General features: G+C 58.8%; 21 protein-coding genes and 2 pseudogenes. 14 read left to right on the forward strand and 9 right to left on the reverse strand.

Going from position 1 to position 21,370, the window contains the following annotated elements:
* Positions 1 to 77: 77 nt before the first annotated feature.
* Positions 78 to 671: pseudogene (locus tag SM753_RS17695) on the forward strand (hypothetical protein); the annotation flags it as partial.
* Between the two features lie 42 nt (positions 672 to 713).
* On the opposite strand, the gene SM753_RS17700 reads toward SM753_RS17695, so the two are convergent.
* Both SM753_RS17700 and SM753_RS17705 read right to left on the reverse strand, forming a co-directional pair.
* Positions 714 to 1,268: a peroxiredoxin gene (locus SM753_RS17700; protein WP_135306298.1), complete on the reverse strand. Its 555-nt coding sequence runs from the start codon at positions 1,266 to 1,268 to the stop codon at positions 714 to 716.
* Positions 1,269 to 1,369: 101 nt separating this feature from the next.
* A complete protein-coding gene (locus SM753_RS17705) occupies positions 1,370 to 1,714 on the reverse strand; it encodes a helix-turn-helix domain-containing protein (RefSeq protein WP_128904656.1) in 345 nt (114 codons plus the stop codon).
* Between the two features lie 78 nt (positions 1,715 to 1,792).
* Between SM753_RS17705 and merA the strand changes: the two genes are divergently transcribed.
* A complete protein-coding gene (merA, locus tag SM753_RS17710) occupies positions 1,793 to 3,247 on the forward strand; it encodes a mercury(II) reductase (RefSeq protein ID WP_134671652.1) in 1,455 nt (484 codons plus the stop codon).
* Between the two features lie 2 nt (positions 3,248 to 3,249).
* Here merA and SM753_RS17715 read toward each other — a convergent pair whose 3' ends face one another.
* Complete coding sequence (locus tag SM753_RS17715; RefSeq protein WP_128904658.1) at positions 3,250 to 3,804, reverse strand: winged helix-turn-helix domain-containing protein; 555 nt, start codon at positions 3,802 to 3,804, stop codon at positions 3,250 to 3,252.
* Between the two features lie 131 nt (positions 3,805 to 3,935).
* On the opposite strand from SM753_RS17715, the gene SM753_RS17720 reads away from it, so the two are divergent.
* Positions 3,936 to 6,212: a cation-translocating P-type ATPase gene (locus tag SM753_RS17720; RefSeq protein ID WP_128904659.1), complete on the forward strand. Its 2,277-nt coding sequence runs from the start codon at positions 3,936 to 3,938 to the stop codon at positions 6,210 to 6,212.
* On the opposite strand, the gene SM753_RS17725 is transcribed toward SM753_RS17720, so the two are convergent.
* Positions 6,209 to 6,415 (reverse strand): heavy-metal-associated domain-containing protein, encoded by a 207-nt coding sequence (locus tag SM753_RS17725; RefSeq protein ID WP_128904660.1) that lies wholly within the window; start codon positions 6,413 to 6,415, stop codon positions 6,209 to 6,211. The two genes, SM753_RS17720 and SM753_RS17725, sit on opposite strands and share 4 nt — an antisense overlap.
* A 285-nt stretch (positions 6,416 to 6,700) precedes the next feature.
* Between SM753_RS17725 and SM753_RS17730 the strand changes: the two genes are divergently transcribed.
* From SM753_RS17730 to SM753_RS17740, 3 genes are all read left to right on the forward strand, one after another.
* The gene (locus SM753_RS17730; protein WP_128904729.1) at positions 6,701 to 7,702 is read left to right on the forward strand and encodes a DUF6610 family protein; all 1,002 of its coding nucleotides are present in this window, start codon (positions 6,701 to 6,703) and stop codon (positions 7,700 to 7,702) included.
* A gap of 75 nt (positions 7,703 to 7,777) precedes the next feature.
* A complete protein-coding gene (locus SM753_RS17735) occupies positions 7,778 to 8,125 on the forward strand; it encodes a hypothetical protein (protein WP_128904661.1) in 348 nt (115 codons plus the stop codon).
* Between the two features lie 112 nt (positions 8,126 to 8,237).
* Positions 8,238 to 9,167 (forward strand): ArdC-like ssDNA-binding domain-containing protein, encoded by a 930-nt coding sequence (locus tag SM753_RS17740; protein ID WP_128904662.1) that lies wholly within the window; start codon positions 8,238 to 8,240, stop codon positions 9,165 to 9,167.
* 124 nt (positions 9,168 to 9,291) lie between these two features.
* Here the strand turns inward: SM753_RS17740 and SM753_RS17745 are convergent, their stop codons facing one another.
* Together SM753_RS17745 and SM753_RS17750 are read right to left on the reverse strand one after the other, a co-directional pair.
* A complete protein-coding gene (locus SM753_RS17745; RefSeq protein ID WP_092893729.1) occupies positions 9,292 to 9,987 on the reverse strand; it encodes a hypothetical protein in 696 nt (231 codons plus the stop codon).
* Positions 9,984 to 10,655, reverse strand: coding sequence for a helix-turn-helix domain-containing protein (locus tag SM753_RS17750; RefSeq protein ID WP_135306301.1), 672 nt, complete (start codon positions 10,653 to 10,655; stop codon positions 9,984 to 9,986). The genes SM753_RS17745 and SM753_RS17750 overlap by 4 nt, the downstream gene beginning before the upstream one ends.
* Before the next feature lie 228 nt (positions 10,656 to 10,883).
* On the opposite strand from SM753_RS17750, the gene SM753_RS17755 reads away from it, so the two are divergent.
* The 3 genes and pseudogenes from SM753_RS17755 to SM753_RS17765 all read left to right on the forward strand — a co-directional run bounded on the left by SM753_RS17755 (position 10,884) and on the right by SM753_RS17765 (position 12,889).
* Complete coding sequence (locus SM753_RS17755) at positions 10,884 to 11,702, forward strand: hypothetical protein (RefSeq protein ID WP_103992931.1); 819 nt, start codon at positions 10,884 to 10,886, stop codon at positions 11,700 to 11,702.
* A 172-nt stretch (positions 11,703 to 11,874) separates the two neighbouring features.
* Positions 11,875 to 12,198, forward strand: a complete 324-nt coding sequence (locus SM753_RS17760; protein WP_004594473.1) for a hypothetical protein — start codon at positions 11,875 to 11,877, stop codon at positions 12,196 to 12,198.
* A gap of 93 nt (positions 12,199 to 12,291) precedes the next feature.
* Positions 12,292 to 12,889, forward strand: a pseudogene (locus tag SM753_RS17765) (hypothetical protein).
* A 454-nt stretch (positions 12,890 to 13,343) separates the two neighbouring features.
* Here the strand turns inward: SM753_RS17765 and SM753_RS17770 are convergent.
* Entirely contained in the window at positions 13,344 to 14,600 is a 1,257-nt protein-coding gene (locus SM753_RS17770) for an orc1/cdc6 family replication initiation protein (RefSeq protein ID WP_004594472.1), read from the reverse strand.
* A gap of 637 nt (positions 14,601 to 15,237) precedes the next feature.
* Positions 15,238 to 16,266, reverse strand: a complete 1,029-nt coding sequence (locus tag SM753_RS17775; protein WP_222923975.1) for a Cdc6/Cdc18 family protein — start codon at positions 16,264 to 16,266, stop codon at positions 15,238 to 15,240.
* A 359-nt stretch (positions 16,267 to 16,625) separates the two neighbouring features.
* Here SM753_RS17775 and SM753_RS17780 point away from each other — a divergent pair, with 359 nt between their 5' ends.
* The gene (locus SM753_RS17780; protein WP_222923976.1) at positions 16,626 to 17,378 is read left to right on the forward strand and encodes a hypothetical protein; all 753 of its coding nucleotides are present in this window, start codon (positions 16,626 to 16,628) and stop codon (positions 17,376 to 17,378) included.
* 7 nt (positions 17,379 to 17,385) lie between these two features.
* Here the strand turns inward: SM753_RS17780 and SM753_RS17785 are convergent, their stop codons facing one another.
* Positions 17,386 to 17,517 carry a hypothetical protein gene (locus SM753_RS17785; protein WP_323192652.1) on the reverse strand — a complete coding sequence of 44 codons (132 nt, stop codon included), beginning with the start codon at positions 17,515 to 17,517 and terminating at the stop codon, positions 17,386 to 17,388.
* 531 nt (positions 17,518 to 18,048) lie between these two features.
* Between SM753_RS17785 and SM753_RS17790 the strand changes: the two genes are divergently transcribed.
* The 4 genes from SM753_RS17790 to SM753_RS17805 are packed head-to-tail and all read left to right on the forward strand — an operon-like array spanning position 18,049 to position 21,369.
* Entirely contained in the window at positions 18,049 to 18,432 is a 384-nt protein-coding gene (locus SM753_RS17790; protein ID WP_222923978.1) for a histone-like protein, read from the forward strand.
* Complete coding sequence (locus SM753_RS17795; protein ID WP_222923979.1) at positions 18,422 to 19,912, forward strand: hypothetical protein; 1,491 nt, start codon at positions 18,422 to 18,424, stop codon at positions 19,910 to 19,912. The genes SM753_RS17790 and SM753_RS17795 overlap by 11 nt, the downstream gene beginning before the upstream one ends.
* Positions 19,896 to 21,095: a hypothetical protein gene (locus tag SM753_RS17800; protein ID WP_222923980.1), complete on the forward strand. Its 1,200-nt coding sequence runs from the start codon at positions 19,896 to 19,898 to the stop codon at positions 21,093 to 21,095. Before SM753_RS17795 ends, SM753_RS17800 begins: the two co-directional genes overlap by 17 nt.
* A gap of 40 nt (positions 21,096 to 21,135) precedes the next feature.
* Positions 21,136 to 21,369, forward strand: coding sequence for a hypothetical protein (locus SM753_RS17805; RefSeq protein WP_222923981.1), 234 nt, complete (start codon positions 21,136 to 21,138; stop codon positions 21,367 to 21,369).
* The last annotated feature ends 1 nt before the right edge of the window (position 21,370 follow it).

The following is a 21,370-nucleotide window of genomic DNA, read 5'->3' on the forward strand; positions in this document are numbered from 1 at the left end:
GGCATCGGCGATTTCCCGCTTCACTTCCTTTGATTTGACGACCTATCCCGTCGCCTTACAGCGATTCACCAGTGCCCTCGAATTCGATGCGCTCGCTCACCGACAAGGAAGTCATCAAGCACGTCGGGGACGTTCGGGACTTCCGGACCTGGTGGGAGGAGATTCTCGCCCAGGTCGAACTCGTCGCCGACGACCTCTTCGAATTCATCCGAGATGCGCAGGAGATCGATCTCGAGTTCTCCGAGCTCCCGTTCACCGTCACCGAGTTTTACAGCCTGCTGGGATTCCCGGACTATCTCGCAGAGCGTGCTGCCGAGGATGCCGAGGCGAACGCTGCGTCGCCGTTCGAGATCGATATGTGGACGCTGCACTCCGGCGCGACGTACGCGCTCACTCACTTCTTCCAGGGCAAGGAGGGTGCGTCGCTGGACGGCTACGTCCGCACGGCCAACGACATCCTGTTCAACCCCGAGGGTACCATCGAGCGCGTCGAGCGAGCCTACGAGGAGCAGCTCGAGGCGGACGGCGACGACGGGTCGCAGGCGTCGCTCGCCGGCGAGCGTGCGCTCGCGAGCATCGAGCGCGTCAGCGATGATCTACAGGAGAAGGTCGACCAGTTCGAGGAGCGTGAAGATGCGCTGCGTGAGCGGTTCCAAGAGGCGATGGGCTGATTGTCGGAGCGGCGTTCACTGAAACTGTCCTCAAACAGCCGTTTACGTGAGCGGTTCCGGTTCCTCGTTATATTCGACGACTAATTCGACATCATCAGGACCGAATTCATCGCGTTCCGCTTCCAGCGTATCAAGAGCGTCTTTAACCGGGAAGAAATCCGGCTTCTCGAGTGCATCTTCTGTGGCCCAAGCGTATCGAATCGTTTGCTCCGAATCGATGAGGAACACGGCACGCTGTGGAACGCGCTCGTGGTTCTCCCATTCGTCATAACAGACATCATATGACTCGGCAACCCGCCCGGAACTATCACTAAGTAACGGGAAATTGATGCCGTATTCCTCGGCGAATGCTCGGTGGGCGTAGATGCTGTCCCCAGAAATTGCCCAGACATCGAGCGCCGGCGTCAGCTGAAACCACTCTGCATCGCGGATCGCACACAGTTCGTTTGTACAAACAGGACTGAAATCAAATGGGTAAAAAACTAGCAACGCAGCCCGATCATCCGCAGTTGTCTCATCCAAGCTGTACTCGGTTTGTTCTCCGTCACGGAGACCTGGAAGAGTGAATGACGGTGCAGACGCTCCCTCGTTTATCATGCGTCACAGTAGCACACGAAGAAAGGATAGTCTTGGGGCTAACACCCCCACCTGAATGGAGTAGCCTCAAATGTGGGATGAAATTCACTGGAATCCGTACGTCAGGAGTTCGCCGTCGCCCACTCAAGAAGGGGTTCTAATCTCGAACGAATCTCATCCCCTTCGTCAGTTAGCGCGTATTCGACGCGTGGCGGAATTTCGTTGTACTGCGTCCGTGAGACGATCCCTGCCTCCTCGAATTCGTCGAGGCGTTTCGAGATTGTCGACGTGCTCGCTGTAGGGAGGTGCGCCTCGATCTCCGCGAACCGCAGCGAATCGTGTGCGCCGATGATACTGACGAGTTGCATCGCGTATTTTCGGCTCAACGTGTCGATAACTCCTGTGAGCGGACAATAGCACGTCCCCTCAACATCGCACGTTGGCGCCGGTGAAGTAGTATCTGCCATAGCTTCGTGGCCTCCAACCTACTCTATAGCTTCGGACTCTGGAGTATAAGAACTTCCCGTCGTAAAGTTTCGGTATAGATGACTCACACATCCGACTATGATCTCGTGATTCTCGGCGGTGGCGCCGCAGCTTTCGCCGCGATCACTGAAGCGAGCCGACGGGACCTCTCGACGGCGATGGTGAACACCGGCTTGCCCATCGGCGGAACCTGCGTGAACGTCGGCTGTGTCCCGAGTAAGCATCTGCTTGCCGTCGCCGAGAGCGGCGCTGCAGCGTCGGAGAATCCCTTCGACGCCGTTCGATACCCTGAGGAACCGACTGTCGACTGGGCCGACGCACTCGACGGGACCGACGACCTCGTCGAGGGATTCCGGCGGGAGAATTACGTCGATGTCGCCGAGCACTTCGAGACCGACATCTACGAGGGGTACGGCCAGCTGGTCGACGACACAACCATCGAGGTCGTCGACGGCGCCGACGAGGGCGCGCGCATTACTGGAGAGAAGGCGCTCGTCGCGACTGGCAGTTCACCGTGGGCGCCGCCCATCGACGGCCTCGAGGAGGTCGATTACTACACGAGCGAAACCATCCTCGAGGAGCGCGACCTCCCCGAGAGTATCCTAATGCTCGGTGGTGGGTACATCGCGCTGGAGTGGGGCCAGATCCTCCACCGTGTCGGCGTCGACGTGACGATTCTCCAGCGCTCCGAGCGCGTCCTCTCGGACATGGAAGGCCAACTTGGTCGCGAGATGCAGCGTGCATTCGATGAGGAAGGCATCGAGATACTCACCGATAACGACTTCCGGCGCGTCCGCAGGCCAGCAGCTGACGGCGGCGCCGAAGCGATCCAGTCGGGCGTCGCCGTCGAAACAACCGTCGACGGCACTGAGCGAACGGTCACCGGCGACGCGCTGTTCGTCGCGACCGGGGTCCAGCCCAACAGCGAGGAGATCAGTCTCGAAACGGTAGGGGTCGAAACGAACCCCGATGGAACGATTCGTGTCGACGAGTACTTCCAGACGACGAATCCCGACATCTACGCGGCGGGCGACGTGATCGGCGAGCCCGAACTGGAGACGGTCGCCGCCAAGGAGGGCAATCACGCCGTCAAGAATGCCTTCGGCAACGAGGGCGTCAGCATCGACTACGATGCAGTCCCCGCAGTCGTGTTCACCAGCCCCGAAGTCGCCGCCGTCGGGACGACCGAACTCGAGTATATGGACGAGCACGGCACCTGTTCGTGCCGGACCGTCCAGATGGCGGACGTGCCGCGGGCGAAAGCCGTGAAGAATACTGACGGCCTCGTCCAGGTCGTCAAACACCACGAGACCGACGAAATCGTCGGTGTCCACATGGTCGGGCCGCGTGCCGCCGACATGATTATGGAAGCCACGCTGGCTGTGAGGTTCGGACTGACCGTCGACGACATCATCGATACTGTCCACCCGTTCCCGACGTTCTCCGAGGCGTTCAAGCAGGCCTGTCAGGCGTTCCGTCGGGATACGTCCAAAATGAGCTGCTGTATCGAGTGAGGTCAGTCGTCGGTCGAGAACACGTCCTCGAGCGTGCCGCTCTCGCCCAGTTCGATGAGGGCACGGTTCAAAAGTTCGCGAACGATGAACTCCTCGTAGTGCTGGGTATCGCAGTATTCACAGGGTTTCATCTCGCGGGCGACCGCCTCGATCTCAGTACCGTGGTCCGCGTACAACGTCTCGATGAGGGATGTCAGCTCCTCGGATGCGGTGGACTGCGCCCCTGCAAGGGTTTCGTCGGCACCCTCCGGGAGCTCGTACGAGAAGACTCGCGTGTTCGACTTGTAGTACTTCCGCGTCCCCCCACCAGCTTCCTCGAGACGGGCGATCTCAACCATCCCCGCGTCCTTCAGGACATTCACGTGGTGGCGGACCGTTGTTTCCGCCTTCTCCTCGCCGCGACGATGCAGTTCGTCGTGAATCTCCTCGATCGTCAGTTCATCGGTCGCGAGCATATCGAGGATCTTCGCCCGGACGTCGTTCTCCAGCGCCTTCGCTTTTTCCGGGTCTGTCGTCACGACTTCGCGGATCGGCACATCAGATTCGAGGAGCGCCATTCTTGTGAGGAGATAGGCGAACAACGACAGTAAGAGTAACGCCACTCTCCCGACATCGGTATTAGGACTTTGATACCGCTATAATTATTGTCGTAATGATTTTCCGCGTCGCGCGATAACCACCACTCACGATGGGAACGACACACGAACAATTCAACGTCGGGGGAATGTCCTGCTCGTTCTGTGCCGAGAGCATCGAGAAGGCCTACGCCCGGACCGACGGCGTCGAGGACGTCGACGTGAGTCTCGCCCACGAGGAGGTACTCGTCCAGTACGACGATGACCGCCTGAGCGAGGTGGCGGTGAAGGACACACTCCGGGACCTCGGCTACACCATCCGAGATCCGGACAAGGCAAAACGATACGAGCAGCAGCAGGCCGAACTCACCGACGGGAAGCGGCGTCTCCTCATCGCTGGCGGCGCATCTCTCGTTGTCGCAGCCCTGATGGGGTGGATGATTCTCGTAATGGGACGCTTCGAGTCGGCATCGCTCGCGATGGACCTGGTGACGCTGGGGCTAGCGCTCGGGACGATGTTCGGTCCCGGGCGCTACATCAAACAGAAGGCGTTCCAGAGCCTTCGTCGGAGGATCTTCAACCAGCACGTCCTCCTAGAAGCGGGCGCCTTCGCCGGGCTCCTCGGGGGGTTACTCGGCCTGTTTGTCTTCCCGAGCTTCCCGACCGTCCACTTCTTCGCCGTCGCCGTGTTCATCACCACCTACCACATCCTCTCGGAGTACACCAGCCTCATCGTCCGCACGCGGGCTTCCCAAGCCGTCCAAGGCCTTCTCGACCTCCAGCCCGACACGGCACGCCGCGTCAGTGATGACGGTGACGTCGAGGAAGTCCCCCTCGACGACCTCAACGTCGGCGACTACGTCCGGGTCAAGCCTGGCGAGAACATCCCCGTCGATGGGATGGTCGTCGAGGGAGAGTCCACGGTCGACGAGTCGGTTGCCACCGGTGAGTCCATCCCCGAGGAGAAAACGGTCGGCGACACGGTGATCGGTGGCAGCGTCAACGAGACCGGGACGCTGCTTATCGAGGTGACTGCAACCGGGGAGGACGCGTTCCTGAATCAGGTGGCACGCGAGATCGAGGAGGCGCGGGCGATGAAACCCGGCATTATCCAGCTCGCCGACCGCGTCCTCAAGTACTTCGTCCCAGGCGTCTTGACGATTGCCGCGCTCTCGTTCCTCTTCTGGGTGGTCGCACCGCTCGCGTGGGGGGCAGACCCCAATGTCCAGCGAGGGGCGTTCGCAGCGCTGGCGGTCCTCGTCCTCGGCTATCCGTGTGCGCTTGGGATGGCAACACCGCTCGCCCTGATTCGGGGTGGCGGGAAGGCAGCGAACCGTGGCATCTTGATGCGCTCCGGCGACGCCTTCCAGATTTTCCCCGACGTCGACCACATCGTGCTGGACAAGACCGGCACGATCACCGTCGGCGAACCCGCCGTCAGTGCGGTCGTCGGGTTCAACGCCGACGAGGAAGACGTACTCGCGACGGCGGCCAGCGCGGAGGCCTTCTCCGAACACCCGCTCGCCGATGCGATCCTCGAGTTCGCTGACGAGCGAGATGTCGAGTACGCGGATCCCGACGTCTTTGACTCGGTGACCGGCAAGGGCGTCCGAGCGATCGTCGGCAGCGACGACGTGTTGGTCGGGAAACCCGGATGGCTCAGCGATGAGGGGATTGACCTTTCGAAGAGGAGCGACGATATTGAGCGACTTCAGGGCCGCGGCCTCACCGTTGCCGGAGTTGTTCGTCACGGTGACCTACTCGGCCTGATCGGCATCGGTGACGAAATCAAAGCAGACGCCGCCGAGACCATCCGGCGGATTCGCGACGCCGGCATTACGCCCGTGATGATCACCGGGGACAACGAGCGCACCGCGAACGCGGTCGCCGAGGAGGTCAGTATCGACCGCGTCATGGCCGACGTGTTGCCCGACGAGAAACGCGAGGAGATCGGTCGCCTGCAGGAAGCCGGCCACCGCGTGGCGATGGTCGGCGACGGCATCAACGACGCGCCGGCACTCACACAGGCGGACATCGGCATCGCCATCGGCGCCGGGACCGACATCGCCATCGAATCGGCGGACATCGTCCTGATGGGTGACCGGCTCGGCGGCGTGATGGACGCCTATGAGATCGGGAACGAGAGCTATCGAAAGACTCGCCAGAATCTCGTGACGGCCTTTGCGTTCAACGGCATCGGCGTCGCCGCCGCGACCACGGGGCTCGTTCACCCGGTGTTCGCGATGCTTGCGATGGTGTTGTCCGTCTCGGCCGTCCTCGCCAACAGCTTCGCTGGTCAGCTCCTCTCCGGTGAGGGTGTCAACACCGAATTCGCTCTCAAAGAACGCACCGACGGCGAGCGTGGAGACGGCCGAGTGACAGCCGATTAAGCCTTTACGTCATAGCCAGCCTGTTCGATTGCCGCGTTCACGTCGTCGTCTGAGACTCCATCCTTGAGGACGACGTCGACCGTGTCAGCGTCGTGGTCGGCCTCGACCCGATTTACACCATCGAGGTTTCGCAGGGCGGTCTCCACGTTCTGTTCGCACCCGTTGCACGACATCCCGATGACGGCGATCGTCTTTCGCTCCATACGGGCCTGTAAACACTCGCGGGGGATGACCATTACGGTAACTGTTGTATCGGTTTTATCTCTATTAGAGGCGGGGCGTCATCGTCCGGAGAGTTGTTTGTGTCGGCCCCAAAGGGGTGGAGGCTCTTCGAGAGGAGGGGACCACTGACGACGAAGAGTAAGTCCTGTCCTTAACCAACAATCCCCGCATAAGTTTCCCTGTTGTTGGTTAACAGACTGTACCTCGGTTTGTCAGGCCCCCAGAAGGGGCGCGGGGCGGCCAACAGCGGCCTCGTAACTCCAATCATGTCCCTCGAGCTGAGCTCCAGCGCCAGCACGGCGAGCGACATCGCTGCCGCCAGACAAGCCGACATCGTGGCGTTCCTCCATCGAGCGCCGTTCACTCTGGATGCCTATGAGCTCGGTTTCCTTCCCGGCTTTCGGGAGGACTGCGGGTATCAGGAGACCCAATATCAGAATCTCACCCTCCCCGTCGGGATGCTCGACAACGACTTCCAGAACCCCGATCTGGATCGATTCGTCGAGCGGTTCTTCGAGTACGAGCCACAGGTCGGTGTCATCGGCGACATCTACGAACCTACTGACGTTGACGCCCACATCGCTGCTGCTCGTGAGATTCAGGACAGCTTTCCCGATGCCGAGGTCATCATCGTCCCGAAATCCCAAGCGGTGATTGACACGATCCCAGATGATATCATCCTCGGCTATTCGCGAGGGTACGCCGATCGCCTGGCGCACGAGTTCTCCGACCCAACCGATTGGAGAGGGCGGCGCGTCCACATCCTCGGTGGGAGTCCGCCCAAGCAGCTCGACGCCATTCGACAGCTGACCAGGCCGACACTCACCGACGAGCCACCAGCCGACATCGTCGGCCTCGATTGGAACGGGCTGCATCGCGGCGCGCAGTTCGGGGAGTTCTGGACGGCTGACGGCTGGGATGATAGCGGTCGTGACGCCTCCCACGTCACAGTTCGGAAGACGGTGCGACACAGTCTCGCCCGCATCAAGGCCTTCTGGCAGTCCCACGGCGTCTGGCCTGACTCAGCGCCACATAGCGACATCCTCGAAATCGAGTACGAGGGGCCGTCACCAACCGACCTCGATAGTGCTGCGTGTACCGAATGTGAAGCGAACGTCTGGACGACTCGGCGCGGTCCCTTCATCGCGGAGTATGATACCGGCGTGCTCTGTGGCTACTGCAGCTACGAGTGCTACTTCTCGCATCGCCATCGGAACAACCTCGAGGAGATCGCCGGCGAGCAGAGCGTGTACATTCCACCGGCGTGACGCTACGAGTGGTTTTTCGCGCCCCGGAGGGGGCGAGGGCTCGATCCAAAAAGTCCTCCGAGAAGGTGATTTTCCGTGAGTCAACAACAGCGTCCGAACGATGTCTCGATCGACGATATTCCAGTCGACGTATCGAACACCCAATCAGGCGAGGTCGACCCCGCTGAGGTACCCGAGGAAATCCGATCGATCACTCGTGGACTCGCAAGCGAGCAACCGCCGACGAATCCGCTCGTCGTCCTGAAGGCCGCCCGCTGGTGGTATATACATGGCAAGGGCGGAACCGATCCCGCGTTCCAGTGGGCGATCGAGTGGGTTCGACACCTCGCGACGGACACGCCGAGCGATGTCGACCAGTTCGACGCGTTCCTCGAGTACCTCGTCACGGTCGGCTTCGCTGACGAGAAAGCAGCGCTCCGATAGCAGCCCCGATCTAAACCCCCCGAAGTCGCGCCGATGTTTATCGTGCGCCCCCGAGGGGCGCGGCGCGTCCTGACTTCTCGGAGACGTCGTCGTACTCGATGTGATGCAATCCATGATGACAGCCAGTGAGTCGGGAGTCTCGTTCGAGGAGACCGACACCCGACACGACGAGATGCACAGTACCATCGAAGACTGGATCGACGAGCTCGTCGCAGACGTCGACGAGGCAAAAGCCAGCCAACAGTTCCAAGAGTGGCTCGATGTCCAGTCCCGATTCCACGACTACTCCCATCGCAACACCCTCTTGATCAAGCTCCAGTGTCCCGAGGCAACCCGCGTAGCGGGCTACAATACGTGGCGATCGGAGTTCGACCGGCACGTCCAAGAGGGCGAACAGGCGATCTGGATCTGGGCACCCATTATTACGAAGCAGTGCCCCGAGTGCGAGAACTCACCGAGCTACCACGAGCAAAGCGACTGTGACTACGACGAGACACCGGCCGAGGAGTGGTCCAAAGGACTGGTTGGATTCAAACCAACTGCAGTCTTCGATGTGTCTCAAACCGAGGGCGAACCGCTCCCCGAGCTGGAAACCGAGGCCACTGGTAACGCCGACGACCTGGTGCCAGCGCTCCTTGATGCGGCAGCTACTCTCGATGTCGACGTCCGTGTCGTCGACGCTGCTGAGTGGGAGCATGACGACGCGAAAGGCGTCTGCAAACACCGGAATCTCGACGAGTGCCAACCCGTCGTCGAAGCGAAAGATAGAGCGAATCAGGCCGACCTCGCGGTGACGCTGATTCACGAGTACGCCCACGCACTGCTCCATTTCGATGTCAACGACGAACCCGAGCGCGCAAAACGCGAGGTCGAAGCCGAAGCCGTTGCGTACATCGTCGGGCGGTATTTCAACCTGGATACGAGCGGGTCAGCGTTCTATCTTGCCGCGTGGCAGGACGACGATGCGGAGAGCATTCAGGAGCGTCTCGGCCGGATCAGTTCCACCGCGCAAGAGATAATCGGGACGGTCGCCGAGGACTGAACACGCCTTCTCCAGCTGTTAACCAACGGCTTGGGGTACTATCCCACTCTGTTGGTTAATTCGTTCGGCGTCCGACCCTGCGCGTTTCGATCGATTCCAAGACAAACCCCACCGACAGTCGATGTTATCGTTCAGAATCGATTCGGCGCTGCTGGTCACGAAGGAACTCAACGACGGCATCGATATCCTGTTCGGGAACCGTTTGCTGTTCGAAGACTCCTTTGAATGCATCTGCGAAATCCTCCGACGTGAGGCGGTTGAGGACAGTCTCGATGCGACCAGCGAGCTTCTCGGACTCTCCGCGATGCAGATGGGTCGCGATCCGGTCGAAATCCGCGCCAGCAGCCAGCACCACCAGATCCCGAGAGTCTGCCTTGCGGCCACTGTGGAGTTTCACCGCGAACAGCAACTCCCGTTCCGGAATCCTGGCTGTTACCGGGCGCCCGGTTCGCAGTTCCTCGGTGACAGAGTGCTGGGCCAGATAGCGATACGACCATTCAGCTTCCGTCTGGCGACAGCCCAGCGCGTCCACCATCGCGTCGAACTGAACCGGATTCCCGATATCTTTCGTAAACCGGATAGTCCGGCCCTCGTAGAGTTCGTTTCGCTCGACATCGGCCGTTTTCTCGTAGCCGCGGTCGGTGAGAAGGTCCGTGTAGTCGTCGACCGCTTGGGCCGGAATGACGACGTCGACGTCCGTGGTGAAGCGTTGATTGAACGCCGCGATCGCCCACCCACCGACGAGCACGTACGGCAGGTCAGCGTCGATGACTGCCTCCAGCGTATCCAGTAGTTCGTCTTCGCGTTCACCGAGGCTCATGCATTGAGACGCGGATCCTCGTGGGACGCGTCGATATCGCGGTCGTACTCGTCGGCGATCATCTCCAACGCCGGCTCGTAGTTCACCCGGTACTCCAACATGTGCTCGATCGTCTCGTCCAACGGAATAACCGGATTGCCGTCGACCCACTCGCGAGTGATGCCCCCACTCGTCGGGAACAACACGTACGAGACGGCCGCGTCGGAGTCGGTCGCGTCCGGCCGCTCTTCGATCCGGCTCGGAATCCCGAACTCATCGAAGAACGCCGTCCACCGTTCGATATCACGGTCGGCAACCTGGATGAAGATCGGATAGTCGTCGTGGCCGCGGGCGATCTGATAACCGCCATGGGTCCAGACGTAGACGCCGTCGATTTTCGTGTACGCAAAGGGCATCCCGGCGAAGTGCGGAATGACGTAGCCGTCGTCGATCGAGGGGGGAACAGCGCGAGAGATGGCCGCGACGAGATCGTAGTAGCGATCCCTGACAGCGTAATTCTCGATGTAGACGCCGTCCTCACGCCGGATGAAGCCTGCGTCCTCCAACCGCTCGATCCAGTCGTAGACCCACGAGTAGGAGCCGTCGATCTTCTGGGCGATTCGACGAATCGAGTCGCCCGGCCGGGCCGCGACCATGATTTTCGCCGCGGTCTCGTCGACGTACTCCATCATCGCTAGTTATCGGTATCGCATCTAACGGTATTAGTCTTGTCCCCCGTATTCCCTATGACGTTATCGCTATACAGATATACCATTCTTGGCTCCGGTAATCCGATCCGGCTCAGAATTTGAGCGGAGATGAATTAACCAACAAAGGATACGATGGATCGCTATTCGTTGGTTAAGTTTTTCAGCGCCCGCCGAAGGGCGGAGGCGCACTCCTGTCTCCACCGACCTATGACCGACCGATATCTAACGACCGTTCTCGACGAGGCAGAGCGAGTCGCAGAGCACCATGAGCAGGTCGCCCAATCTTCGGACCATCCGGAACACGAGTATCTCAGGTACGCCGTCCTTCGGCTGCTCGAAGGAGAGGCTGACGACACATCGGTGGAAGTACCGCAGGTTGACGGCGTGACTGTCGGCTACGGAGAGGACGACGCGATGTGCAACAGTTGGGACGACGACGTCGAGTGGTGGGAGACGGTTCCGCCGCAGGAGGAGTGTACTCGGTTCCGGGTGTTCTACCCCGACGAGTACGACGCTGTTCCGCGAGTCATCGTCGACGTGATGGCAGCACTCGGGGCGTGGCGTGTCTGGACTGGGAGCGCTGCCGCCTGTGGCTCCTACGACCATCGCGAGCGGCGGGAAGTCCACTATCTGTGGCCGGAGGGCCATCCAGTTGAGGCCCTGCTTGCGGATCGTCTCCAGGATCCCAAGGCTGCGGTTGCTCCAGACGGCGGCCGCACCGGCGACGTACGCGATCGGATGGTCGTCACGGAGCACTCAACCCAGCACGACGACCTCGAGCCGCGAACCAGACGTGCCGTCGACGAATCGATGGCCGTCTCGCTGCTCGAAAAGGGTGGCCGCTATGAGGTCCGATCGGCGTCCGGAAACTGGTATGAAGTCGACGTGATCAGCGAGTCGTGTACGTGTCCAGACTGGCGGAAGCGTACGCCCGAGGGCGGCTGTAAACACCTCCGGCGAGTCGATCAGGAGATCAAGCAGGGGCGGGTCCCACGACCTGATGGGCGTCTCCCCTCGAACTCGTAGGATCGCCCAGCGTTCGAGATCTCCCGAGGCTACTGTAACATCAGACGAAACTCCTTGATGGAGAGTTTCGAGTATTGATACAGCTGCTGGAGAACCGGTGAGAGCCGTTGGTAGCGGCTTAACCAACAAAACTATGCGGTTTGCGCCTTTGTTGGTTAACACAGATCGGCCCATGTCCTACGAGCCACCGACGCCCCCAGCGGACCTCCCCACCGACGTCATCGACACACTCAACGACTATTCACCCGAGCTGCTCCGAGACGTTGCCCACTATGCCGAGGACCTCGCCGAGCATCGCGAGCGCCAGGCCCGCCTTGCCGAAGCGGAGGAGGAAGACGAGATCGACGAGCGACCCGATGACCTCCCCGATGATGTCCCGACGAAGGCGACGATCACGATCAAGGAGATCAACGATAACCGCTACTACTACTGGCAGTGGCGGGAAGGAGATCGCGTCAAATCAAAGTACAAATCCCCAGTAAATCCGGACGAGTAGACGGACTAGTACCTCAGTCGGATGGCCAGTTGTTCGGGGAGACACCCCGTCTGCGAAGTGAAAGACGCAGGGTACGAGAGAAGTCCCGAGTTGATGAGTGAGGATCCGGTCACTGTCGACGAACTCGTCGAGAAAGCCGACGAGTATCTGCACGAAGCCTCACCCACACCGGAAGAATACGAAGCGCTGAAACAGAGTGTTGCGGAGCTCACGCCGATCTTCTCAGCTGAGAATTCGTACTTTGTCCTCGGCAGCTACGGGAAACCCGAAATCCGTCCTCTCCAGCTCGTAAAAGATCGCCTCAACCGACAGCCCGGTGCGTACGCGTTCCTGATGATCGACATTCGAAGCGAGTGGACGAATACCTACCTCAAGTTCCGGCTGCTCGCCGATCATACAGACGTCATCCTGGGCGTCACCGAACACGCCCAGGGCTGCTTCCTCGTCGAGCAGGGCTACTTCACAGCCCTTGAGGAGTACTTCGCGAAGACGCACGTGTTCAAACACGACGTACAATACGATAGATGTGGACGCGATCGACACAAACGTAGCCGTCGAGAGTCCCTACAGTGGAATGCAGACCGCGATCTTCGAGATGCTCAACGATGCTAGGCGTCTCTGCCGGTGGACGACTGAGGACGACCTCGTCGAGTGTACCGAGGCTCTCGTGAGTGATCAGGAATACCCGTAGACAGAGACGAATCGGTTACTCCCACCCCCGACGTTTCTGTCGTTTCTCCACGAAATCCTGTTCACCGATGGCCCAGACAACGAATGAACTCGAACAGGAAGACATCCCCCGTTTTCGAGTAGTAAGTGCGGGGTGAATCCGTGCAAGATTGGGTCTTCGAACCACGAACCCTTACGCGATAAGTAGCCCACTGAAGAGCGATTGCAAATGCTCGTAAATGAAATTTCGTTTAAATGCTGTCAGACACTCCACTATTGCCAGTAAAATCGGAGGACAAGACGCTATTTGATGAAATTGGCAACGGTGGTCCTGATAGTAACTAGTCGGATTGATTAGAACAAGGAAGTTACTGGCAACACCGGAGAGGGTACTGGAGAAACTGGCACTGACGGTTGCGCGGTTACTGGCAAAAGTGGAGAGGGTATTGGCAGTACTGGTGTTGGCGGTTGAGAAGTCACTCCAGAACCCGATGCCGCTTGGCAGTTTCACGAATGTCGTTGAGCTCACCTAGTTCGCTCTCGAGTGCGTCGAGGGCCGACGACAGAGAGACATCAAGCTCGTATTCGTTGTAGTTCCCGCGTCCACTCGACGAGTCGACCAACCGTAAGATCCCGTGGAGGCTCAAATCCGACAGGTGGTCGTGTACTCGCCTGCGTTTCAGTGGTTCACTGCCGTGATTACGAAGAACCTCTCGATAGCGCTCATAGATCAGTTTCGTCCGTTCGGGTGTTTCTCCCTCTGCCGCTAGCTGACAGACAGTCAGCAATACATATTGCCCCTGCCGGGTCAACGAATGCATCCCTTCGACAACCTGTTGTCGCTGGATCTGATGCTCGGCCTCCCGAACGTGGTCTTCGGTGATTTTCGCCTCTCCACCCGCCATCGCGTCGTTCTCGGCGATATCAGCTGCTTTCCGGAGTAACCGTAATGCCTGCCGAGCAGATCCCGAGTCCTGTGCAGAGAATGCTGCGCACAATGGGATTACATCTGATTCGAGGACATCGTCGTAGAGCGCGATATCGGCTCGGTGCTTGAGAATATTCTGCAGTTCAGTCGCGTCGTACGGAGGGAACAAGATTTCCTCTTCGCAGAGAGTGTCCTTGACTTTCGGAGAGAGGTTTTCTCGGAACTTGAAGTCGTTCGAGATGCCGACCACACCGATTTTCACATCGAGATCCAATTGCGAGCGTGCTCGTGGAAGCTCGTACAGAATATCGTCATCCGAGCCGATGTTATCGATCTCGTCCAGAACCACGAGAATAGTCCCACCGATCGACTCAAGGTCGTTGTAGAGTTCGTTGAAGATGCGTTTTTGTTGATACCCGGTTTCGCTCATCGGTTCGCGCGAAGACGAGACTGTGGTGAGAGGGTGAGAAGGAGAGCGAATCTCGTTCACGAGATTGACCGCTACCTGATAGGATGTGGTGCAGCCAGTACAGTTGAGTTCAATAACGTTGAGATCGACGTCGTCGTACTCTCCGGCGGATTCTTGCAGCTCCTCAAGAAGATCGTGCGTAGCAGCTGTCTTCCCGACGCCGGTAACGCCATAGAGAAAGACGTTGTTCGGTTGCCAGCCCTGAATGACGGGACGGAGAGCGGCCGCATATTCGTCGAGTTCTTCGTCCCGCTCCTCGAGTGTCTCTGGCTGGTAATCATCCCGGAGGACGTCTTTGTCTTGGATGATGAACGATTCTCGATTGAATCGGCCCATAGGCGGACTCAAGACGAAGAACCATCATAAAACCATGGGTTCCAGTATCACCACTAACCCACCACTCGAACCAATTATGCCAGTGTCGCATCCACTTATAAAACACACACACTCCACTATTGCCAGTAAACCTTTGCAACAACTGGAGGGGGTCAACGACCCCCTCTCTAATTAGCGATACTCTTAATACATTGTACGTTAAACCATACCCGCACTAACGAAAACTCCACTAGTTGTAGTAGGTTTAGATAACAGTAACTAGACTAGAGACGTGACAGTTTCTGCCCTCCCGTCCATTCTCCCCTCGTTACTGGCAATGGTGGAGTGAGAGAGGTACTTAAACGACGGTATTATTGGCAATACTGGCAACTCTGGTCGCCCTCTCCCTGCTACCATCGTTGCCTGGCCGATATTCCAGTCGAAATCTACCCTTCCCGACACCAGTCGATGATGACCGTGGACCTCTTTCGGTTAACCAACAAATCGTATGTATTAACCGTCTGTTGGTTAACTGCTCATGGCCTATGCTCGATTCGCAGTCGGCACTCAGTACTAGTATCCCGTGATTTCGGCGTTTCGCGATTCCGCAAGGGTTCGCTTGATTGCCGCTCGATCTCACCCAATCGGAGACAGGATATTACTGCATCGGCGACGCAGCTTCCGAACCGACGAGTGAGTACTCCCGGTCCCGGCTCGTGCCTTCCGCATCGACGAGGTTGTACTGGACCATCTTGGAGAGATACGTCCGCACTGTCCGTTTCGTCCGAGGATCGTCGACCTTCTCGGTATAGCGGTCGTGAATCTCGCTCGGCCCGAGTGGCTCGTGATCGCGAACAATGTTGTAAACGACGCGCTGGTGTGGCGTGAGTGAATCGATGCTCTTCTGCTTAATCTGGGCCCGGGCATCCTCGGCGGCGTCCAGGAGAATATTGTCGGTGATGCGCTCGTGGTTCTCGCGATCGGCCTTGCCGGCGGCCGTTCGGAGGATGCCGATTGCGAGGCGGGCGTCGCCGGCGGCCGCGTCGGCGATCCGGTAGAGCTGGTCGTCGGTGATGACGTCCTCATCGAGTCCCCACTTCGCCCGCGCACTCAGAATGTCGTACAGCTGCTCGTCGTGGTACTTGTCCATCCGGACGTGTTCGCTGGAGCGCAGCCGGCTCACGAGGCGGTCGTCGACGCGGCTGAACAGTTCCTCTTCCTTGTTCGCGATGCAGATGATCGCGAACTGCGGGAGGCTGTGGAGGTCGTAAATGACGCTGGGGTCCTCCAGTTGGTCGACCTCGTCGAGAATGACGACGGTTCGTGGGCCGTCATGCTGCTGGAGGCGATCAACCAGTTCGTCGTGGGGCGTCGACTGCCGGTGGATGTCGATGGTCGCGCCGAGGTCGTCGAGGATCTGGTAGAGCGTCCGAAATCGGGTGTAGTTACGCCAGCAGTTGACGTAGGTGGCCTCGACGTCGAGCACCTCCTCACGTAGGCGTTCGGTGACGAATTGCGAGATGCAGGTCTTGCCGGCGCCGCTAGGTCCAGTGACGATGGCCGTGTCGGCGGGTTCCCCGTTCGTGATGGGCTCAAGAACGCTGGAGAGGTGGTTGACTTCGGCGTCGCGATGCTCAACTTCCCGAGGGACGAACCCGGCGCGGAGAACGCGAGCATCGCGGATCATCTTTGCTTGATAGACTGGTTTTCTGGCTAGTACTAAAAACGTGACCGGGTTGCTTCCGGAAACGCTTCAATTAGTCCTCTCCGACCTATGGATATTCCTGCGCTGTAACGCGGTTCGGTTTGTGGAAGACCCAGTTTTCCGGGAATTTCCGGAATGGATTTCGGGCGGGATTGTGTGACACCGGGATTCTGCTAGTCATCGGCGTCGTGCTCCTCCCAAGGGAGGGGGTATACCTGGCTTGAAACCTCTTGCAAGGGGGTACGTCGGGTGCATTCCTCATTCGGACTTCAAATCACGATATTTTGATACCTAAGCCCCAGCCGAACGTTTACCTGAGATGACCCCCTCATTTCGGCAAAGTGGGCGTTATAAGCGCAATCTCGTCGAATCCAATCGTCTCCGGCATCATAGTCGCCGTGGTGAGCGGCATAATCGTCAAACTCTACCAAAAGCGACAGAAGCGGAGACAGCGAGCGCGTGAGTGGTACGAGACCTCACTTGGGATGCTCGGTCGATTACAGCAGGCTGCGCATCGGGCCACCGAGTATCAAGACGAGCCTGACTACGGCTCACTCCGCGAAAGACTAGAACCGCTCACCGAGGAGATGATTGAACACGCCAACTCCGCTCCATCAAAGGTGAGTGAACAGGCCCGGATCGATATGGCCACCCTCTCCGCCTTCGCCACAGGACTCGTGATTATCAGCGAACAATCCGAGGAAATGGACGTGTTTGATCTGTACGAGACCATTCAGAAAAGTGCTCGCGAGAGCTACGACGGGGAGTACGATATGGACGACGTGGATGAGATTTTCGGTCCGTTTGGCATCGATGAGTTTATCGAGGAGACCGACAGGGAAATCGAGATGGACGAGGAGAGAGCCGAGGAGTTCTTGTCAAACTTCGCGCCGGAGTCCATCGAGGCTGGACGCCCGACAACCGTTGAAGAGGCCCTGAACATGCCGATTGGAGAGGTTGATGAGATAGTGAGTGACGAGGGGTATCTAGAATCGATGCTTGAAGACTCTCTTGAGGCTTACGTCCGCACGGCCCTGCTCAACGTCATTGAGGATATCCACGGAATGATGGAAGCGAGGAAGGAAAGTGTCTGAACCGAGGTCACTCGCGCCGCCACTCCTCGACATCTCTCTCCTGCCTGACGCACTCGAAACCGGTGGCCTGCATAATGTTCCGGGTGGTCGCCCGAACCTTGTTGACGAGGAGTTCGTCGACGGGTAGTGTTTGCGCCATAGTTGACCGCGAGCCTGTTGCCCGCTCGGTGATCGATCCGTCGCTGAGGAGTTCGATTTCGGTGCTCAATTCACCAGTTGCCCCCCTTCTCAACACCGCGTCAACCTCCCAAGTCTCCGCCGCTTGAGTCCGTCCATGTCGTATCGAGGCCAGTCCATCAGCACCTCCAGGAGCCGCTCGCCTTTCCGAAGCCGAGTAGCGTGCCACGCGATCTGCTTCCGGACGGGCGCACGGAGTGGATCAGGGTGGGATTTGTCGTCCGAAGATTGCTTTCGACGCGAGAACTCGTCGTACTCGCCCAGCAACACTTCGCGCCGTTTTTCATGCCGATTTGGACGTACAGCGCGGCGTCTCGAAGTTCGCCGTCTCGGCCGACACCGTGAGGAAGGTACTATACCTTCACGTTCCACGTTAATATACGCTGTCTGACCATTTAAACAGAGTCCGAACAACTGATGTACAGATAGAAACAAAAGTAGAGGCTTTCCGAACCTAGAAAGTTCTATCTGACCGGAATGACAGGTAGCAGTTATGGCAACCGAGGGAGAGGATTCCGAACAAGCAGAAATTGAGGGAAGTGACGACGGGAAAGTTCCTCCTCCGGTCAAGCCAACCTCGTTAAAGCGGTTCGTCAAGCAGCAATCCGATATGAATGCGGGCGGTGATGCGGTCGAGGAGCTGCAGCACCATCTGGAGTTCGTCGCCGAACGAATTTGGCTTGAGGCCAGCAAGCACGCCGAGGACGACGGTCGGAAGACCGTGAAAGAGCGGGATGTCCAACACGCCATAGACGAGTTCACGGAGCCACACGATCTGATCAAGAAAACGGTCGAGGACTTGGACTGGATGAAACGAAACCTCGAGAGGCAGGTTGAACAGTCCATCGTGTACGCCGAGGATAGATATGACGACTGATCAGTTCCTCTTCCGGGACGGCTACTCCATTCCCGAGAAGATCAGTCGCATCCCAACTGCGAAAATCACGGCGGAGACACCGGAGATTGACTCGCGCCTCCAAGACCTCTCCCTGTCGGAGAGCGAGGTCAGCCGGATGGGGAAGAACGACTTCTTCGATGAGGCCGAGGAGCAGCTCACTACTTCGGTCTACAAGAGTCTCGTATCCAAGCTCTTCGACAAGTACGGCGAGAAGGGCGACAAGTTCAACATGCAGCTCTTCGTCGCCGAAGAATCCCTCTCCCGCGAACACCTCTCCCGCCGTGCCGATCAGTACGACGAGGAGCGGATTGACCACGACTTCGACTCCCTCGTGGAACCCATCGTCCTCACCGATCACGAGGAGGACTCCGACTCCATAGACCTCCAGTTCCGAACGACGGCCCACCTCGAAGACATTAATCCAGACGACAAGATCCCGATCCAGATCATCGACACTGAGTCCGGCGACACCGTGGAGAGGTACGGTTCTGACTACCACATCAAGGCCCCGGCCCGCTATCGTGTCGAGGCTCGCGTCTACACCGAGACCGGCCTCATAGCGGTGTCGAATTACTCCAAGATCAAGGATGGGTTGAAAACCGACATTGCGAAGACCGTCACCGAGATGGCTCGGAGCGGAACGCAGACCGGGATCGGAAACACCAGTCGACTGGAAATGAACGAGACAGAACTTCTCCTCCTCCTGCAGGAGATGGAAGGCGACATCTCGGGTCTCGGCTACACCCTCGAAATCGCCGGCGTCGACACGGCGGACTTCACCGGCCAACGTGACGAGGATATGGTTGACACTGATGTCATCCGTGCCGCCGACGAGGCCGGCCACATCAGGAAGATCAAGTTCTACGTCGATCATCCTGGCGCAGACCCCGGCGACGAGCGCGACGTGATGCTCCGCATCTTCGACGACGGCCACCTCACCACGTCCAAGCCCGTACCCTCCGATCTGCTTGACGCCATCGTGCTTCAAATTAACACTATCCGCGGGTACGACGGTTTCCTGACTCCCCTGATCGAACTCATCCACTCCTACGTCGGCGCGAAGTTCCGCGGAAAGTCCTCAATGATGCGCAACACCCACATCTCAAAGACCAACCTTGCATTCAACAACCTCATCGAGGAGTACTTCGAGAAGCACCAGACGCCGACCGAGGAACTTCGGCTCTACAAGTCGATGATAGCCAACATCGGGATCAAGCTCTGCGACGAGGGCATACCAAGGGCCGCGGACGTGGACGAGGTCTCCGAGGTGGACGAGTTCTACGATCTCGAAGGTAAAATCGAGGAGTTCTTTCAAGATTACTCTCAACGCTCACTCGGAAAGACCAACATCGACTACGATGAACTGTCGAACCACCTTGACCACCTGCTCCGACAGGACTGGGAGAGCCCGGTCGAAATCATCGAGTACGCGATAGACCTGTATGATCTTAGCCGATGAGGCCGACGTGCTCGAAGAGGCCTTCTTTCGGGCCGACGTGAGCGACGTCTCCGCACTCGAATACCGGGAACAAGACCTCGAGGACTACGCCGAGTACCTGCACATCGAGCGTGACATCCTCCCCGACATTCGTCCCTACTTCTCCATCTCCGAGGAGCAGCGGTGCGAGCAGCACGGCATCCCAACAACCTCCTGCGGGTGCGGCGAGTCACGACAAGTGCAGGCTGCCATCTACCATCTAGATCCCGAGGCCCTCGTCGAGGACTGGGTGGCCGCCGTGAGGGACAGCGACACCTTCGATTCCATCGAGCTGGAGAAGATAGACTCCACGAGGTACGTGCTGAAGGCGTGGCTTGATCGCACCAAGATCACCTTCCAATGCTTCTTCGACGGGGACGAGATGGAGAGGCACGACTTCAAGCCGCAGGCGATGGAGTTCGGCGTCTCGTTCTTCGGCGATCAACAGGTGGTGGAGCGCGAGCATCGGTACTCGTGGCGCGAGTTCCTCGAAGACGACTTCAGGGATACGATTACCACCGATGTCAAGCACCTCAAGGAAGCCATCGGCTCGGACTTCTACGAGTACCGCCCGCTGGAAGAATTTCGCGATCGCGTGCGGCAGAGCCTCCGTGACTACTTCTCCGAGTCGGGATACGAGGTGCGCCGAGAGGTGGGAGAGGTCTGCGCCGTCGAGACCACCCAGTACGGCATCGACACGGGGAAGACCGACTTCGCGGCTCGCCGTGACGGGTCGAAGTTCATCGTCTGCCATTGCGAGAAGACGCCGGGGTGGCACGTCCACCACTTCTCGGACGGCCGCATTGAGTCCGCCGAGCAGACGCCGATCATCGAGGATATGACCGAGAAGATCGAGGGGAAGATCAACACGTATCAGGACATCCGCCTGAACAAGCAGACCGCGTCCAAGTTCGTGACCCTGCTGGCCACCTTCTTCTCCATCGGGTTCGTCGTCCTCTTCCTCGACAGACTTGGGCTCATCTCCTCCGTCCTTCGGGAGCAGTTCCAGCTCGGCGGGAGCCTGCATCTGATCGCGTTCGGTCTCCTCATCTTCGATGCCCTCGCGGCCATCGCGCTTGCGGCGGTGGTCACTCGCCCGTACGTTCGAGACGCGCTGTTTAGCTGGAAGATCGAGCCGTTCGACGGCGACGATCGTACCACCTAACTACAGAACGCTAATCAGACACGTCTCCGATACATCGAATATGGCTGATGACAGAACCGAGGGCGTCATCGTCCACCTCGTGGACAAGCACGGCGAGGGAGAGATAGAGCGCGAGTACGACGACTGGGAGATCGTCGACGAGGGATGGATCAGGTGCATCGGCCCCTCGCACGGCGGCGAACTCGACAGCGGCCACGTCCCGGTCGCGTACTACCCGCCCGAGCGAGTCGTCTCGGTCGACGTCTACGAGAGGCCCTCGCGGAAGTCGGTCTGAC

The organism is Halostella sp. PRR32 (assembly GCF_034808085.1).
GTDB classification, from domain to species: domain Archaea; phylum Halobacteriota; class Halobacteria; order Halobacteriales; family Natronoarchaeaceae; genus Halostella; species Halostella pelagica.

What these genes read in the sequence shown, in the direction of transcription:
- SM753_RS17700 (WP_135306298.1), bottom strand. Translation starts at nt 1,268, where the DNA reads ATGATAAACGAGGGAGCGTCTGCACCGTCATTCACTCTTCCAGGTCTC.
- SM753_RS17705 (WP_128904656.1), bottom strand. Translation starts at nt 1,714, where the DNA reads ATGGCAGATACTACTTCACCGGCGCCAACGTGCGATGTTGAGGGGACG.
- merA (WP_134671652.1), top strand. Translation starts at nt 1,793, where the DNA reads ATGACTCACACATCCGACTATGATCTCGTGATTCTCGGCGGTGGCGCC.
- SM753_RS17715 (WP_128904658.1), bottom strand. Translation starts at nt 3,804, where the DNA reads ATGGCGCTCCTCGAATCTGATGTGCCGATCCGCGAAGTCGTGACGACA.
- SM753_RS17720 (WP_128904659.1), top strand. Translation starts at nt 3,936, where the DNA reads ATGGGAACGACACACGAACAATTCAACGTCGGGGGAATGTCCTGCTCG.
- SM753_RS17725 (WP_128904660.1), bottom strand. Translation starts at nt 6,415, where the DNA reads ATGGAGCGAAAGACGATCGCCGTCATCGGGATGTCGTGCAACGGGTGC.
- SM753_RS17730 (WP_128904729.1), top strand. Translation starts at nt 6,701, where the DNA reads ATGTCCCTCGAGCTGAGCTCCAGCGCCAGCACGGCGAGCGACATCGCT.
- SM753_RS17740 (WP_128904662.1), top strand. Translation starts at nt 8,238, where the DNA reads ATGATGACAGCCAGTGAGTCGGGAGTCTCGTTCGAGGAGACCGACACC.
- SM753_RS17745 (WP_092893729.1), bottom strand. Translation starts at nt 9,987, where the DNA reads ATGAGCCTCGGTGAACGCGAAGACGAACTACTGGATACGCTGGAGGCA.
- SM753_RS17750 (WP_135306301.1), bottom strand. Translation starts at nt 10,655, where the DNA reads ATGGAGTACGTCGACGAGACCGCGGCGAAAATCATGGTCGCGGCCCGG.
- SM753_RS17755 (WP_103992931.1), top strand. Translation starts at nt 10,884, where the DNA reads ATGACCGACCGATATCTAACGACCGTTCTCGACGAGGCAGAGCGAGTC.
- SM753_RS17760 (WP_004594473.1), top strand. Translation starts at nt 11,875, where the DNA reads ATGTCCTACGAGCCACCGACGCCCCCAGCGGACCTCCCCACCGACGTC.
- SM753_RS17770 (WP_004594472.1), bottom strand. Translation starts at nt 14,600, where the DNA reads ATGGGCCGATTCAATCGAGAATCGTTCATCATCCAAGACAAAGACGTC.
- SM753_RS17775 (WP_222923975.1), bottom strand. Translation starts at nt 16,266, where the DNA reads ATGATCCGCGATGCTCGCGTTCTCCGCGCCGGGTTCGTCCCTCGGGAA.
- SM753_RS17785 (WP_323192652.1), bottom strand. Translation starts at nt 17,517, where the DNA reads ATGGCGCAAACACTACCCGTCGACGAACTCCTCGTCAACAAGGTTCGG.
- SM753_RS17790 (WP_222923978.1), top strand. Translation starts at nt 18,049, where the DNA reads ATGGCAACCGAGGGAGAGGATTCCGAACAAGCAGAAATTGAGGGAAGT.
- SM753_RS17795 (WP_222923979.1), top strand. Translation starts at nt 18,422, where the DNA reads ATGACGACTGATCAGTTCCTCTTCCGGGACGGCTACTCCATTCCCGAG.
- SM753_RS17800 (WP_222923980.1), top strand. Translation starts at nt 19,896, where the DNA reads ATGATCTTAGCCGATGAGGCCGACGTGCTCGAAGAGGCCTTCTTTCGG.
- SM753_RS17805 (WP_222923981.1), top strand. Translation starts at nt 21,136, where the DNA reads ATGGCTGATGACAGAACCGAGGGCGTCATCGTCCACCTCGTGGACAAG.